This is a genomic window from Liquorilactobacillus uvarum DSM 19971 (assembly GCF_001434935.1).
GTDB classification, from domain to species: domain Bacteria; phylum Bacillota; class Bacilli; order Lactobacillales; family Lactobacillaceae; genus Liquorilactobacillus; species Liquorilactobacillus uvarum.
In genome coordinates this window covers 1-15,652 of record NZ_AZEG01000034.1, presented here as the reverse complement: position 1 = coordinate 15,652, position 15,652 = coordinate 1, and the positions used below count along the sequence as shown (strand labels likewise).

At 35.4% G+C, this 15,652-nt stretch carries 11 protein-coding genes and 1 pseudogene; 2 read left to right on the top strand and 10 right to left on the bottom strand.

From position 1 onward, the window contains the following. Nucleotides 1-787, top strand: a pseudogene (locus FD20_RS13580) (hypothetical protein); the annotation flags it as partial. Here FD20_RS13580 and FD20_RS10800 read toward each other — a convergent pair. From FD20_RS10800 to FD20_RS10760, 10 genes are all read right to left on the bottom strand, one after another. After that, nucleotides 784-2,976, bottom strand: coding sequence for a KxYKxGKxW signal peptide domain-containing protein (locus FD20_RS10800; RefSeq protein ID WP_057738501.1), 2,193 nt, complete (start codon nt 2,974-2,976; stop codon nt 784-786). The pseudogene FD20_RS13580 and the gene FD20_RS10800 overlap by 4 nt on opposite strands. 228 nt (nt 2,977-3,204) lie before the next feature. Further along, nucleotides 3,205-3,378: a hypothetical protein gene (locus tag FD20_RS13370; protein ID WP_157060917.1), complete on the bottom strand. Its 174-nt coding sequence runs from the start codon at nt 3,376-3,378 to the stop codon at nt 3,205-3,207. Between the two features lie 27 nt (nt 3,379-3,405). Beyond that, on the bottom strand, nt 3,406-4,728 hold the full coding sequence (gtfB, locus tag FD20_RS10795) for an accessory Sec system glycosylation chaperone GtfB (protein WP_057738499.1): 1,323 nt from the start codon (nt 4,726-4,728) through the stop codon (nt 3,406-3,408). Between the two features lie 3 nt (nt 4,729-4,731). Next, nucleotides 4,732-6,237, bottom strand: a complete 1,506-nt coding sequence (gene gtfA, locus FD20_RS10790) for an accessory Sec system glycosyltransferase GtfA (RefSeq protein WP_057738497.1) — start codon at nt 6,235-6,237, stop codon at nt 4,732-4,734. 15 nt (nt 6,238-6,252) lie between these two features. Beyond that, the gene (secA2, locus tag FD20_RS10785) at nt 6,253-8,625 is read right to left on the bottom strand and encodes an accessory Sec system translocase SecA2 (protein ID WP_057738495.1); all 2,373 of its coding nucleotides are present in this window, start codon (nt 8,623-8,625) and stop codon (nt 6,253-6,255) included. A 1-nt stretch (nt 8,626) separates the two neighbouring features. After that, complete coding sequence (asp3, locus tag FD20_RS10780; protein WP_057738493.1) at nt 8,627-9,514, bottom strand: accessory Sec system protein Asp3; 888 nt, start codon at nt 9,512-9,514, stop codon at nt 8,627-8,629. Continuing rightward, nucleotides 9,511-11,055, bottom strand: a complete 1,545-nt coding sequence (gene asp2, locus FD20_RS10775; RefSeq protein WP_162255647.1) for an accessory Sec system protein Asp2 — start codon at nt 11,053-11,055, stop codon at nt 9,511-9,513. The genes asp3 and asp2 overlap by 4 nt, the downstream gene beginning before the upstream one ends. Continuing rightward, the gene (asp1, locus tag FD20_RS10770; protein ID WP_057738489.1) at nt 11,000-12,643 is read right to left on the bottom strand and encodes an accessory Sec system protein Asp1; all 1,644 of its coding nucleotides are present in this window, start codon (nt 12,641-12,643) and stop codon (nt 11,000-11,002) included. The genes asp2 and asp1 overlap by 56 nt, the downstream gene beginning before the upstream one ends. Before the next feature lie 25 nt (nt 12,644-12,668). Continuing rightward, nucleotides 12,669-13,904: an accessory Sec system protein translocase subunit SecY2 gene (gene secY2, locus FD20_RS10765; RefSeq protein WP_057738487.1), complete on the bottom strand. Its 1,236-nt coding sequence runs from the start codon at nt 13,902-13,904 to the stop codon at nt 12,669-12,671. Nucleotides 13,905-13,930: 26 nt separating this feature from the next. Then, complete coding sequence (locus FD20_RS10760) at nt 13,931-14,935, bottom strand: sugar transferase (RefSeq protein WP_235807769.1); 1,005 nt, start codon at nt 14,933-14,935, stop codon at nt 13,931-13,933. A gap of 508 nt (nt 14,936-15,443) precedes the next feature. On the opposite strand from FD20_RS10760, the gene FD20_RS10755 reads away from it, so the two are divergent. Then, nucleotides 15,444-15,652 (top strand): bacteriocin immunity family protein (locus tag FD20_RS10755; protein WP_187327356.1); only part of this gene is annotated, 209 nt, incomplete at its 3' end.

Sequence of the window (15,652 nt, the reverse complement as noted above, 5' to 3'; positions counted from 1 at the left end):
ACTTGTTGAGGCTGACTCACTCGCACTTGTCGATGCCGATTCACTCGCACTTGTCGAAGCTGATCCGCTCGTGCTTGTTGATGCCGATTCACTCGTGCTTGTCGAGGCTGATTCGCTTGTACTTGCTGAAGTTGATTCGCTCGTACTTGTCGAGGCTGACTCACTCGTGCTTGCAGATTCAGATTCACTTACACTTGTGGAAGCAGACTCGCTTGTACTTGTTGAGGCTGACTCACTCGCACTTGTCGATGCCGATTCACTCGCACTTGTCGAAGCTGATCCGCTCGTGCTTGTTGATGCAGACTCACTCGCACTTGCGGAAGTTGATTCACTCACACTTGTTGATGCCGACTCACTTGTGCTTGTCGATGCCGATTCACTCGTGCTTGTCGAGGCTGACTCGCTCGCACTTGTGGAAGCCGATTCGCTTGTACTTGCGGATGCCGACTCGCTTGCACTTGTTGATGCCGACTCGCTTGCACTTGTTGATGCCGACTCACTTGTGCTTGTCGATGCCGATTCACTCGTACTTGTCGAGGCTGACTCGCTTGTACTTGCGGAAGCTGATTCGCTTGTACTTGTGGATCCTGATTCACTTGTACTTGTCGATGCCGATTCACTCGTACTTGTTGAAGCTGACTCGCTCGCACTTGCTGAAGTTGATTCGCTCGTACTTGTTGATGCTGACTCACTCGTACTTGCGGAAGCTGATTCGCTTGTACTTGCTGAAGTTGATTCGCTCGTACTTGTCGAGGCTGACTCGCTTGTACTTGCGGATCCTGACTAACTCGCACTCGTTGAGGCTGAACCGCTCATACTTACGGATGTAGATTGACTGACACTCACAGGATCTTTCTTAAGTGTTATGATAGTATCCTTACTCAAGTTGGCTGGAACACTACCATTTTTTATATCAGTCATATTAACAGTATTACCATCAGCATCCTCCGCGGTCATAATATAGCCTGGCTTGTCTGCAACAGATGGGTAATATGCTTCTGATGCATCAGTTGTGTCGTTAACGTACTGTTCTTGGCTGATTATAGTTCCATTTTCATCCTTAACTATTAGACTCCCCAATTTATGATATTGATATTGAATATCCTGTGTTTGATTGACATAAGGATTGACAATATTATATGTTGACCCGCTATTTCCCGTATACGTAGTGCTTCCAGATGCTGCCACAGACTCAGTATCTGCTAAGTATTCTGTACCACCGCTCCAGTATCTATCATAAATTTGAACCTGCATTGTTCCATTCGCGTCAGTTTGAGTATAAACAACTCTTACGTAACCATCATGATAATTTTTCTCATATTTGGCACCAATTTTTCCGAACTGTGACATTTTACCATTACCATTTTGATTCGTATCGATTGTGTAATAGCCAGTAACAACTTTACCGGCTGAAGTTGTGTAGTCTTGACCTGTCCAACCAGATTGAGTAACAGGATCTATACCTGAAATTGAATTTCCGTTCTCATCAACATAAGTCGTTGTTTGACTAATTTTTTTAGGAACGAAATTAGTAATCGTAGCATATTTATTAGACCCAGTTGTATAGTTGACATAGTCATTTTCCAGCCCGTAGCCGTTGCCTTTGATAACAAATGAATAATTTCCATCTACATTGTCATAGTAATATGTCAAGCCAGCAAATGAATTTGAAGTAGCTGATGCATCATTTGCTGTGAGAGTCAGTTCAACTGTATTTGTCCCCTTCGTCTCCTTTATATAGAGAGTTCCACTATCATTACGATCTATCGAAACCAAAATACTTCCTCGTAAATTTTTAGAAGAATAAACCTTAACCCATTCAAAGCTGTATCTGTTCGCATTATCACCATTATCTGGCATTCCATTTGGGTAAGTCGGGTCACTGACTGAAAAACCAGTATTTGCAGCTTGGAGACTCTCTTTATTTTCGCTTACAGTTGTTGCTTTTAACGTAGTAATACTTTTATTAGCAACTATTGCTTGTTTTGCAATATTTTCAGTTTCAAAATTTGTATTTTGTTCATCTGTAACTTCAGATGCTTTTTCACTTTTTGTTTGCATCTCGCTTGTCGAAGTTACCTCACTAGTTGAAGCAGTATTTTTATTATTTGATGCCATGTCACTTGTTGAAAGACTGCCATTAGCCGATGTGGTATCTTCGCTGCTTGCCATTGCGCTGCTTGTTGTTGATGCGGCATTAGTTGTTGATGCAATGCCTTCACTATTCGTACTTGTGCTACTTGCTGAAGACAAACTTTTTGCTGATATAGCACTTTCGCTATTCCCAACTGTATTGTTTTCCGAAGAAGAAGCACTGCTTGATACCGCACTCTCGCTACTTGCAGTTGTATTGCTCATCGAAGATGTAACGCTAGTTGATGAAGTATCCTTTGTTGAAGAAACTTTATCAGCTGATGAGGAATTCGATGCTAGAGTTGATTCGCTAGTTGAAGCACTCGAATTGCTTAAACTCTCACTAACAGAAATACTTTCACTTTGCGAGCTGCTTTTATATGTAGATGCACTTTCACTTGTTGAAGTCGATTGACTTGCAGAATCTGAAGTAGTGTTTGATTCACTGCTTTGACCTGATGTCGAGGCTCCAGAGGCGCTGTTGATATTGCTACTTAGCTGAACTGTGTCCTTATTAGCCAAAACAGTATTTGCAGATACTGTTTTGGTTTTACCTGCAACTTGATCAGCAGACACTGTGCTAGATGATACAAAAGCACCACCTGCAAGAGCTCCCAGCGATGCTAAAAGTTTCAGTGTACCTTTACTCTTTGAATCCAAAGATTCTTTGCTTTCAAGGTCAACATCCTGAACATCGACCCTGGACAAATTTTTCCCACAAAACACCTTTAAAAGTCCAATACTTGATATTAACGAACTTACCCAAGACTTACCGGCCTTGTACATTTTTACTCTGGTAGTTCTGCTAGTCTCAGAATAATTTCCTCTATATTTCTTTTTCATAATTTACTCCTAACTTAAGTCAAAAAAAAACAAATAAAATTGGCAGTCTATTTTTCACTGCCAATGATTATCTTATGACACATTTTTAATAAATACAAGAAATATAGGTATTGCACTTTCAAAAAAAGAGTTTAATGTTATCCAAAATAAAAAGAGCATTGCTTGCTCTTTTTATTAAATATTTAATTAATTTGCAGCTTCACTAACACTTTAAACACAAATCAGAGCCTATAAAACACTAAACAATGATATCAGTATCCCTATTACCACTATTGTACTGATAATAATTGCTGCTATTTGTCCAATATTTTTTTTGTTTTCTTTTTTTCCCCTAGAATAACGTGCAGCGGTTAATCGTTTTTTAATACTTTCTTTTAGAAGATCTTGCTCATCTTTTTTCATCTCATTCACCTGTTTAAAAACATATTTTTATTTCAAAACATTCTGGTAATCCGTCACTTTCACTTCGTTAGCTGCACTATGTTGAATTTGAAGAAGTTTGTGTAAAATAGCATCATTCTTCAAACATTTATTCATTTTTTTTGACATTTTTTCGACATCTTCAGGATTATAAATGTTTTCTTCAGCTAAATACTCTTGGTTGTGTAATATATTGCTAAACGACAAAATTAGCAAATTATTAATAAATGCTGTTCTAACCGAATTCATCAGTTCTCCTTCATGATTAATATCAAGATAATAATCACACTTTTGCCAAAGAATCTCTGTCATCCTATGTGAAACGTTAGGGAACAGAGTAACGTTAGATAACAGAGCTAATTTGCCTAGCCTAGGAGACATTTCGGTAACTGCAGCTATATTGAAATGCATGCTAGGTACGTTTTTAATCAAGTAATCAATTTTTTCAATATTATCAGAATTAGTCATGATCAAAGCATTATTTTCATGCTTGTTTGAGCGCTTAAACTTATAAACATAGCCTAACATTGAAAACATACTCGCGGACGGGTTTTTCCAAAGCTTTTCCGCACACTTGAAGGTACTTTTTTTATTAAAAATAATACTATGCGTTCTTCTAGCTTGACCATTCAAAATAATTTGCATATTACCGGGAATTTCATTATCGAGTGGTTCTTGCCAGAATAGAACATCTTTTCCAGACTCTTTTATATTTAAAGATATAAAGAATGGATAAGACAAAGAATTATAAAAGATTCGATCTAACACATATCCTTTAAGTTCAAGATAAAATTGTACAAACTCTTCTTTTGACTGGAAATCAAAAATTTGCTGCTTATAATTTAAAATAATATCTTTTGTCACAAGATTTTCTACAATGACTTCCGTTCTCTCAGAGGAATAAAACGTTTTTGTAATTGCTTGACCATCTAAATTATATATTGTTTCTGCAAAACGCCTTCCACAACTATTATAATGATCTACACTTCGAACTCTTTGCCTTTTATCTAGCCATTTTACGTCCTTGACTAGGCGTTTATCCTTAGGAAATGCATAAATTATCTCAGCAGCTTTCCTGTCATAATCAAATACCGCTGCACTATTATTGTCGCCCTTAATTTCCCAGAACTCTGGGATACATACTTGATTGAAAAAAAGCGGCTCTCCCTGGCCTGTCCTGTCATTTAAAAAAAAACTGTAAGGAGATTCTATCTCAGTAGGTAGCCAGCCGTCATCTTCAATCACTACCGTTGGTTGAGTATATCCAGCTGCAAGTAATGATTTGTAAAGGTCGATCATGCTTTGACTATTTTTGTCGAATAAGTTAATCAATATTTATCCCTCCAACAACTTTTCCCACTTTTGTTCAATTTCATTTGCCAAATATTTTTCTCCAATAAGGTAAGAAGCTTTTCTAAACGAGCGTATATTCTTATTTTCAAATAATTTAAGTATTTTATTTGAAATTTTGTTAGTTATTTCTGCTAAACTCGGGTTTTCATCATACTGAATTAAAAATCCATTTTGATCATTTTCAATAAAAGTTTGATTCCCATAGCGTACATTCAGACCAATTAGTGGCAATCCTGAGCCAACTGCTTCTAAAAGAGTCAGCCCAAATCCTTCACTTGTTGATGCCGTAATATAAGCCTCATAGTTTTTATAAACTTCTGTTAAATCCGTGTGTCCTCTTAAATGGATATAATTTCCAGCCTCATTGTAATTTATTAAGGCCAGTAGTTTTTCGTTTTCACCGCCACTACCATAGATGTCAAACACTAAATGCGGAATATTTTTATGAGCCTTGACAACAGCTAAAATCAACCAGTCAATATGTTTTTCCGAAGCGAGACGAGATGCTGTTATCAAGCTCTGTGATTTTCGCTTTTTCTCGGGATAACGCAATTTATCCAAGCTTCCAACAGGGATTGTTACTACTCTTGGTACATGCGTACAATACTTTTTAAAGTGCTCCTTCATAAGCTTATTTTGCACATCTGTTGCAGTAATGAAAAAATCAACATAGCGTGCGTAATCAAATTGGTACTCATAATAATTATTCCAGAGAATATTTTTATCGTCGGTTGCATTCTCACTAAAATGTTCGGCATGGACTACAACACCCAGTCTAGCCGTCCCACGATTGCGAAAAACAGACTGTCCCATGCAAGTAGCTCGATCTAGTAGTAAAATGTCTTTTGAAGTTAGATTTAGCTTGCTGAGAAAATAGTTGATCAATTCGATTTTTGAATATAAAACAGAATCTTTCATTCGATATATCTCATCTTTTCCATCCACTATCTGTTCATATGCAACCGATCCATCTTCGTTGAAAAATCGTCGCTGATAAAGATATGCTCGACTGTTACGTGGTGTATAATATTCCGAGAACAGCTTTGTATATGTAAAATAGTCTTTGCGAATTAAAAAATCATGAGACACATGTTCAACTCGCTCAACAATATCACTGTTGGGCTCTTTCAGAAAAGCAGTTACAAATTTATTTTCTTTTTCAAAATAATAACGTACAATTTTTGCACCAGCATGTTTAATAGTTCCTTTTCTTTTTTTGAAATTTATACTTTTTTCCAATTGCTTCAACGTATAAGTCGTTGGCGAAATTTTGACATCCGTAAAATATTGATACAACCATATAATTTCACTATCATTAAAACCAATATTCTTGGTCATATGCTCAATATTTTCATTTAAAATTAAATCAGTAAAAACAAATTTTGCAGGTTGTTTTATATTTCGTAGTAAGCGAGCTCGATAGACCTGAGCATACTCAACTCCGCTGCTCGCCCAGCCAATACCTAAATTAAAACTATAAACAGTCATTCTAATTCCACCTTTCTACGAGAAATAAATGGAACGGGGCCCATCCTCATTTTCTAAAACAGTACTTAACAATAAATTCTGCACCGCTTGTTTTTGGACATTTTTTTTCATTTTTTTAAAAGAACGTGCAGCTTCACGATGATATTCAAAGATTGGATTTCTTTGAGCATATTGACGACTGGAAACGACTGTTCTGAGCTGTTGCAGATTGTCTACTTCTTCTATCCAACAGTCATCAATAGCTTTTAATAAAGATAGTCTGTAAAATTTGCTTATTTCTTCATTATCAGTCAGTGTCTTTTTTTTCTCATTCAATTCTTTTCGACAAATCTCTAATAATAGAATTCTTATTTTCTTTGAGTCACTGCAATCCGTTTCCGCAGGTAAACCACTGTACTTGTAACTTAAATTGTCAAAAACAAAGCGAGCAACCTTAAGTGCAGTTAAAGTATTATTTCTTTGAATAAATTCATCAATATACTTTTCAAATAATTGATCTATATCATAGCTGAATTCACCGGTCTGCTCTATCAAATCATTTCTTTGTTTATAAACTAACTCCCTTTGAACTCTGACACTTTCATCAAACTCCAGTGTACTTTTTCGTTGTTGAACACCGCTACTATCACTGTATTTTTGTGCTCCCCGAATCGCTTTTCTTACTCGAAAGGAAGTTAACTTTTTCGGCTTATCAAATGAGGAATTTTTACGCTTTTCATAAAATGTATGCATCCATCTAGCTCCATATTTAATAACCAGCTCATCTTCAAATGAGACAAAGAACTTGCTCATACCCGGATCACCCTGTCTACCTGATCGTCCCCGCAATTGCAATTCTATTCGTTCATTAGCCATTTTTTCTGTGCCTATGACCGCTAAACCGCCAAGTTCTGCCACACCTTTTCCTAACTTGATATCAGTTCCTCGACCAGCCATTGAGGTCGCAACAGTGACATGATCTTTTTGTCCTGCTTCTATAATGATTTCAGCCTCCTTTGCTGCATTGTATGCATTTAAAACATTGTGTGGTATTTGTTCATGTAGCAAAAGTTCAGAGTATATCTCAGAAATTTCAACTGAAGCCGTAACTAACAGAATTGGCTGACCTTTTTTATGCAATTGTCTAACTAATTTCATTGAAGCTAAAAGTTTTTCAGGAAGTGTTGTATAGATCTCATCTGGAAAATCTTTGCGAATGATCGGTTTATTTGTGGGAATTTGAACAACTTTCATATAATAAGTTTCAATAAACTCATCTTCGGCTGTTTTTGCTGTTCCAGTCATTCCGCCGATTTTTTTGAACATTCTGAAAAGATTTTGATAGGTAATAGACGTCATTGCACGCATATCAGGCGTCAATTCAACATTTTCTCGTGCTTCTAATGCTTGGTGCTGCCCTGACTGTAATTTTGTCATTTCAAGGACACGGCCGTTTTGATCATCCAAAAGCTTTACTTCACCCTTTTCGACAACGTAATTCTTACCGTTTTCAAATAATGTGTGTGCTCTTAAACCTAGTTCAAGTTGACGTACTAATTCAGTGTGCGTTCCATCATACAAATTCTTCAAAGAAAAATAACGCTCTGCCTCGTCTACTCCCACTTGCGTTAACCAAACATTCTTTTTTTCCTCGTCCAGTCTATATTCGACATTCTCGGTAAGCAACAGTATAAAATCATTGGCTAATTTGTACATATTTGATTGAACTCGAGGAGCCCCAGAGATAATCAATGGCATTTGAGCACTATCTAATAAAACTGCATCTGCCTCATCAACTATTACATAACCGAAAGGTCGCATATATTTTTCTGTTTCACTATCCGCCAAATTATCCAGTAAGTAGTCAAAACCCACTGCACTGTTTGTCGTATAAACGATATCAGAAGCATATATCTTTTTTTTATCTTCAGGCTTTAGTTCTATATTTGGATTCTCTGTTACACCAGAAGCGACTGTTAGACCTAACCAACGATATACACGTCCCATTTCTCTCGCATCACGTAAGGCTAGATACTCATTCGTTGTAACCAGAAGCGTACTCTCACCAGTCAAAGCATTCAAATACAATGGCATGGTCGCACTCAAAGTTTTACCTTCTCCCGTTTTCATTTCAGCAACATTTCCCTGGTGAAGAACTATTCCTCCTAAAACTTGGGTATCAAACGGAAACATTCCAAGCACGCGCCTGTCTGCCTCACGAACAACAGCAAAAGCTTCGGGTAGAAGATCATCCAGAGAAACACCTTTTTTTAGCATTTTCTTAAAAAGAAGCGTCTTATCTTTTAGCTTTCCATCAGAAAGCTTTCTCATTTTTCCGGCATGATTATTTACTTTGTCTAAAATTCTTCGCAGTTTTCTCAACTCTAAAACATTCATTGACAAAGGCATATCACTCACTCACCTTACTTGTGTTTCTTAGACTGCTTTTATCTGAATTTTTCTGCTGAAATGCATGTAAGTCAGTAGAATTACTAAACAAAGGTGCAGCAATTCCCTTGCACAGGTCAGATTTAACCGCACTAGTATAAACACTAGTTCCAAGTAGGATCTTAGCATAGTATTCTGCACCTACATTTGAAAGAGGTCCACATCCCCAGGTTGTTATTTTTTTAAAATCTCTGCAGATTTTTTCAATCCTCTTTACAGCGAACTCCGTCATATAAGCTTTTTTATTTAAAACCATGCTCTGGACAAAAACACAATTTTTAAAAGGGAAACTGGCTTCAGGCCGTACTACAGTGCAAGCATTAAGTGAAGGTTCTTCAAAAATTATATTCAGTTCATTAGATGCATGAACATTATAAATTCTAGAAATTAATATCTCAGTGTTTCTCGCAGATGGAAATTCCACTGGTGCAAGTACTAGATACCTAAACCTTAGTCGGACACAGCCTGCATTCAACAGACTTATTGTGTAATAATAGGCACCATCTGGATATTCAAATGCTTCTTCCATTTCTTTAATAAAAATTTGTTTTATTACTAGATCAGATCGATCATAAAAATCAAGCCGCAAATAAAGTGTCGCTTCTGGAAAGCTACGTGCTCTGAGTAAAAGTCGATATTTTTTCCCTTTTTTTAAAATAGGAAGCTGAGGACTAAAACGTTTAGCTTGATAATTTGTTTGCGAATACCAAGTGTTAACTGTTTTTCCAGGGGACATCAATTTGTTTTCAAAATCTACCTCACCATTTTGATGGAATATAACTTTTGATCCATAAAGATACGTTGAAGCAGCAGCTTTCCAATAAATAATATTTGCTGTATATCCTATCATTTTAATTTCCTTCCAAAGTCATTCTGCAAAATATACCGGTATTGAGTTAGAAACCAATTGACAACAGCGGGTGTATTATCATTATGCCTTCCAATATACCCTCTACCAATTACCTTTGCATTTCTCCTTTGCAGTTTTTCCATTAGTTCTCGAAAGGCTGCACGATCATAATCATCATTCTTCATATAGGCGGCGGCAATCGTCGTATCTTTGAAGTCTGTCTGAGAAAAAGCATCCCAGAAACGTTTGTTTAATCTATCAGCTGCAGCTTGTGAATTTTCATCAGTTATTAATCTTAAAAGATCCAAAGCAGTATCAAATTCCTGCGGACGCAAAAGCCTGCCGTTCAATGCAATTGTTCCTAGATTAAGTAAAGGTTTTCCAGCGATGATAGCATGCGGTTTAAGCTTGCTGCCATAATACAATGCACCGAAAGTCCCCATTGATATTCCAAACAATATTAATTGCTTATTGTTAAAGCCAAGATAATGCAATGAGTCCGTGATAACAGTTTTAATCTTATTTTCAAACTCTTCCGATCCAAGATAAAAAGCACCACCTTCGAGACGTGGATCACTGAACAACATAAAAGGGGCATTCAATTTTTTCATCATAAAATACCCTTCGAAGCCCTCAAGTGAACGATAACCCGCAAAATAGACATTTAGAGGTGGTTTCATATCACCAGGATTAAAATAGTACATAAATTCTTGCCTTTTCTTATCTGCATATCGCTGACCTCCAAGAATAAATTGACCAAATCCTAAACGTGACCACCTGTAATGGAGAGAACCAATTTTTATCTTGCCTGATCCCTTCGCATAGAGAGTTACATTTAGAAAAGATCCATTTTTTTCGTTATGTGTTCCACCAATAACTATTGGACTTTCAAGTTTTTTTTCACTGACTGACCAAGAACTTTGCTGGTTATCAGTTGAGCCATTTATTGTTTCAAAAAAAGACATCTTTAACTCACAGTCAGCTGATTTTACAAATTCTGGCCAAATTTCGATTTTTTTATTTGGATCAACATATATATTTTTCTGCCAAAAAGCAAGAGGTTGAAATTCTTTGCCGAATTCTCCTTCCAACTCAAGATATGCATTTCCTTCATACTTGCGACTACCCTCAAAAGTAGATGCAACTCTTATCATATTTATTCCTAACTTTATTCCACTTTGATTATCGAAAAAAGCATATGCTATCTGTTCTAATAACAACTTTTTATTTTTCTCTGAAACAGCTTGCGCTAGTTTCAAATTAAGGAAGTTATGTATCGTTGTATCATCAGGCAGTTTTTCTTGAACAAATAAAACAGCATAGGTCTGGTCTATGTTATTCAAACAATTGATATTATGAATACCTGAAAAGTCAGTAAAAAGAATCGTATCAAATCCCTGAATACTTTCAGCCTGTCCAGCACTGAAAAATTGTTCTAGATCATTAGAAGATACAAAATTCCAATCAAGCTGTTTGGGGATAACTTCAATCTTGGCCCAATTTACCGTGCCTATTTGCAGTACTTTGATATTCTCTTGCACTATTTTCATCATCCCCTCTTGTTACCTTTTTCCATTTACTAACCAGTTTATTGCCAGAATATTCAGAAACTTTATTTGCAGCGTACATTAGCGCTTCGTTCCAATGAGCTAGCCCCACAAAATAATAACTAATTGCTTCAGAAAGACTATTTTCTGGCTTAATTATCAGTCCATTTTTATGATCTTCAACATAACTAGTCTTAACTGTATTAATTTGTGGAACGCCCGCACTTATTCCTGCAATTTGCAAAAACAAATCAGGCTTTGCACCCAGATCCATTATCAAACGAACATCAGACAGTTTTTTGATAATGTCATCTTCAGTGTGAATAGTGTGCCAGTAAATATTTCGCTTAGGCTGCTCGTTATCTTCGTTCAATTCAGAATCTGGTGTCGTTAAACTGCTCTTATTAAATGTAAATTCCGAAGTTAGTCCATTTTCAGCTATTGTTTCATCCGCTATTCTTGCAATCACATCTGAATCCAGCTTGTATTCAGAATATGCTGCGATAGTCAGTTCAATTCGCTCATCAGTTTTCATTAAAAATAACAGTTGCTTCAACAAGGAGCGAATCTCTGCTTGATTTAATCCCTCTATCAACCAAAAAATTTTTAATTCTTTAATGCGTTGACTTTTCCCTAACCGCAATCGACTATCGAAGGGAGTTATTTGCTCAATTTTTTTGTCTGCATAGTCATTAGATGCAATCTTTTTGATTGCAGCGCTAGTATAGTTAGTATCCGTAACGCAAAAATTCGCTTTTTTTAAGATATGTTGTAGGCTATCCGTGTCATTAAAAGAATAACGATTGTTAAAAAACGATAGAATAATTTTGATATCATGATGAGCTGTTAAAATCAATCCATCACGTTTTTTTTCAGCTGCAATAACTAACACATCATTTTTATTCATTTTGTTGATTAAAAGGCTCTGAAATTTTTCAAAAATCAATTCTTCAATATTTCCATAGCTACTTCGTTTAAATTCTCCTTTAAATTCTGGATTAACCTCAACTTGCGGCGGCGTTGAAACATAATTAACACGAATGTGCCAACGACCAGTCAGATCTAAAAATGTCTGACAAAGTTCACGTTCCCGCTTATCAAAGTGAATTACACTCGACAAAAAGCCACGATCATCAAAAATCATTCTTTTAGTTATTTTGATATTTTCCAAAAGATCGATTCTTAATATTGCACCAATATTATCAAATTCTATTCGCGCTATGATTTCCCCATGGTGCCTTGCAAGCACTAAGAATGGTGTGTAACTGAAATCTGTACCTGATGGCCAATCTAGTTTCATAAAATCAAAGGGACACATCTGCTTACCTGAAACATTTTGGATATCATCAAAAACACTGTAGTAATCCGTTTCATAGATATCCTGGCGATGTAAAAAACTACGCAAATTAGGTGAATATTCTAAAATTAAGGTCTCAGATTTCTCATGTGCCTCATTGAACATCCTCAGTTGATTTATAGTGTCATCGAATTCTATCTTTTGTGCATTACGATACCATGGTAGCGCTGTATTATCCCATTTATGTTCGTTATTTGAATGCCATGATGGTAAGAAATAAAACATTTGGCGGCCCCTTTCACTTTAAAATTCATTCTAATAATTCTTTATAACTATGCAAAATCTCAATTGCCCTTACCTGTTCTACGACCATCAGCATCATTCCAACTGTCATCATTAGAAATCCTGGCAGCATCAAAATAGCTGAATAACTTGGATGGGCGACTCCAAAGTAAAGCGGAGCTCCAGCGATTAAACTGCTAAAAACTGCTCCTACAAATGAAAGCTGACTAACATGCACCTGTATGTAATCACGTGTCGGTTTTCCTGGACGGTAGCCACTAATGTAATCACCACTATTTCTAAGATTTTCAGCAATTTTTTCGGAGTCGATGTTTATTGAACCGAAAACAAAAGATAAACCAAAAAGTGTCGCAATATATAATGAAACACCCCAATAAGAGTTGAGGCCAATATTTTGTGAGAGCCAATATAAAATATTGCTACTTGGAAAAACTCCAGTAAGAACCTGGGCTACATAGTTTGGAACCATTAGGATTGACAGACCAAACATTACAGCCATTGCACCACACGGGTTAAGTTTTATTGGCAAGTATGTTTGATCGCCGAAGCTGTTATTAACCAGTATTCGATTGATTTTTATTCTATATTCCGATCTTTCAAATATTATAGAGATAACTATTATGAAAATGGCAATTAAAAAAATACTTGATACCATTAACATTGGATATGGTACTTTTTCCGAAGATGGTTTAAAAACTTTGATAAATGTTTCCTCCATACTGCCAATCATTCCGAAAAATACGATTAGAACAGAACCACCAATTCCAAATTCACTGTTCATATTTGCCAACCAGATTAAGAAAAATGTACCGCCAATCATGATAATAACCAATACAATTAAAATAAACGGTGTTTTTTCAGTTAAATTAAAATTAGCCAGCATTCCTAATGATTCGATTATTGCAATCACAAACGTCATCAAATTTTTGTAAAAATCTGATTCTTTTTGATTTAGCTTATCCAAATTTAAGCTTTTAATCATGGTTAAGAGTTGCCAAATAATCATCGCTGACATCCACGGACCCAACCCTAACGAAAAAAGAGCGATTTGAGATAAATTCGCGCCACTAGCTCCCCCTGACAAAATCAAAAGAAAACTTTGTTTTGATTTTTGAAATATATCATCATAATCAACAAAAGGCAGAGGAATATTTCTTCCGAACATATATATAATTAAAATTAGAGCGCTCCATAAACTTTTTCTAATAAAAATATGCTTCTTAAGCTTTTTTATTACTAACAATTTCTAACCTCACAACTTCGCAGCATTCAAAATTCAACATCATCACGCAAAAGTGTGTGTACTGAATCCAATAACACTTTTTTTGTGAAATAACCATTTTTCAGTAAAAAAGAAAAGCATCGCACATTCTCTACCATTCTGTGATAATCTTCTGCTGACATTTTTTCTACTTTTTCAATTGCTTCATCCAAGGAATCTACTATTAGTCCTAAGTTGTTATCTTTGATAAGTTTCTCGTTTGAAATTGATGTCGCCGCTATCACTGGAATTCCTGCTGCCAAGTAAGTGCTCAACTTATATGAAGCACACATTTCCATATAAGTTTTGGTATAGCTTTCTTCTGACCATATAAGTCCAAACCCCTCTTGAGATAATTTTGAGATTAAATTTGTAGTATGTTGCCATCCTTCAAAAATAATATTTCCACTAAGCTCATCTGTTTCTTCTGCAAATAGTCGTAATGCCGTGTTATATTTCCAATTTTTAACAAAATTGAATTTTTGAGGACTGCCAATAAAATTTATACATTTTTTAAATGTAGGTTCTTCTAAATATGCTTCTGTTGGATAATCCCAAATGTGTTGAACGATAATTTTATCAACCGTCAATCCTTCTTCTTTCAAAAAATCTGCCATTTTATGTGAGGGAACAATAATCAAATCTGATCGATTATACATGTCAATTACTCTAGGAAGCAGATATCTGTTAGATTCGAACATTAAAGGGGGTACATCATTGACAAAAAGAGCGACTCTTACATTTCTGTATGCCTTTAACTTATTTATAAACATTTCATCGTACATCATCCCATTCCATGTGGGGGACTGAAAAAACACAATATCACCATTCGAAATTCCTGATAAAATTCCATCCATACGCCTGTTTAATTCATTTTCACTATCTGTGTTCACATCATAGAAATAAATACCAATCTCGTTAAAATCGAGATCTGCAGCTATTCTTGCTGTCATATTCTGTGCGATCATAGCAATGCTTCTTGCTGATTGACCGTAAAGATTCGTAATATGCATTCTCAACTTGAATACTTCCCTTCGCTCTATGTATTAAAAACATTATTATTTGCACGCTAAATTTTTAGTTAACGTTAACTATATTACTCTTTATATTATAACAAACAGTACAAAAAACCACTAAACGTTTATACTTATAAGTGTTTATCGCTATAAAATAAGCTTTTTCTAAAAGATACAAAAAAATAACAAGTCTATTATAAAGCACATTTATTGTGTGATAAAATATTAATAATTAAAATAATCAAAAAGGCAATTGATCGCTGCTCAACTTCAAGCAGCGGTCAATTGTCTAATTTAAAAATTATTTGATTAGTTACTCAGTATTTCAAGGTTAAAATTAGGAGAATTTAAAATCTATTACGCTTTTAATCTATTTTAGACGGTTAGAACTTTTAAAAAGTTGCTCAAATCAAAAGAGTATCTTAGATGCTTAGATGTGCAATAGTGTTCCCTATTGAAAGATTACATATTGAATTCATTAAACTATTTAAATTAGGGGAGTAAAATGACAAAAGAAAATTCAGAATTACTTTTAGATAAGATGAGTAAAGCTTATTCAGATCATGAAGTTGAAAAAATACCTGAACTTCAAAAAATCCTATTGAAATACGCTTCGAAACTTAATGAAGATGTTTCATATATTCAAGTCGTTACTGGCTTATTGCTCCTAAGTCAATATCTGGCACATGTTTTTCTAGACACTTGTTCTGATTC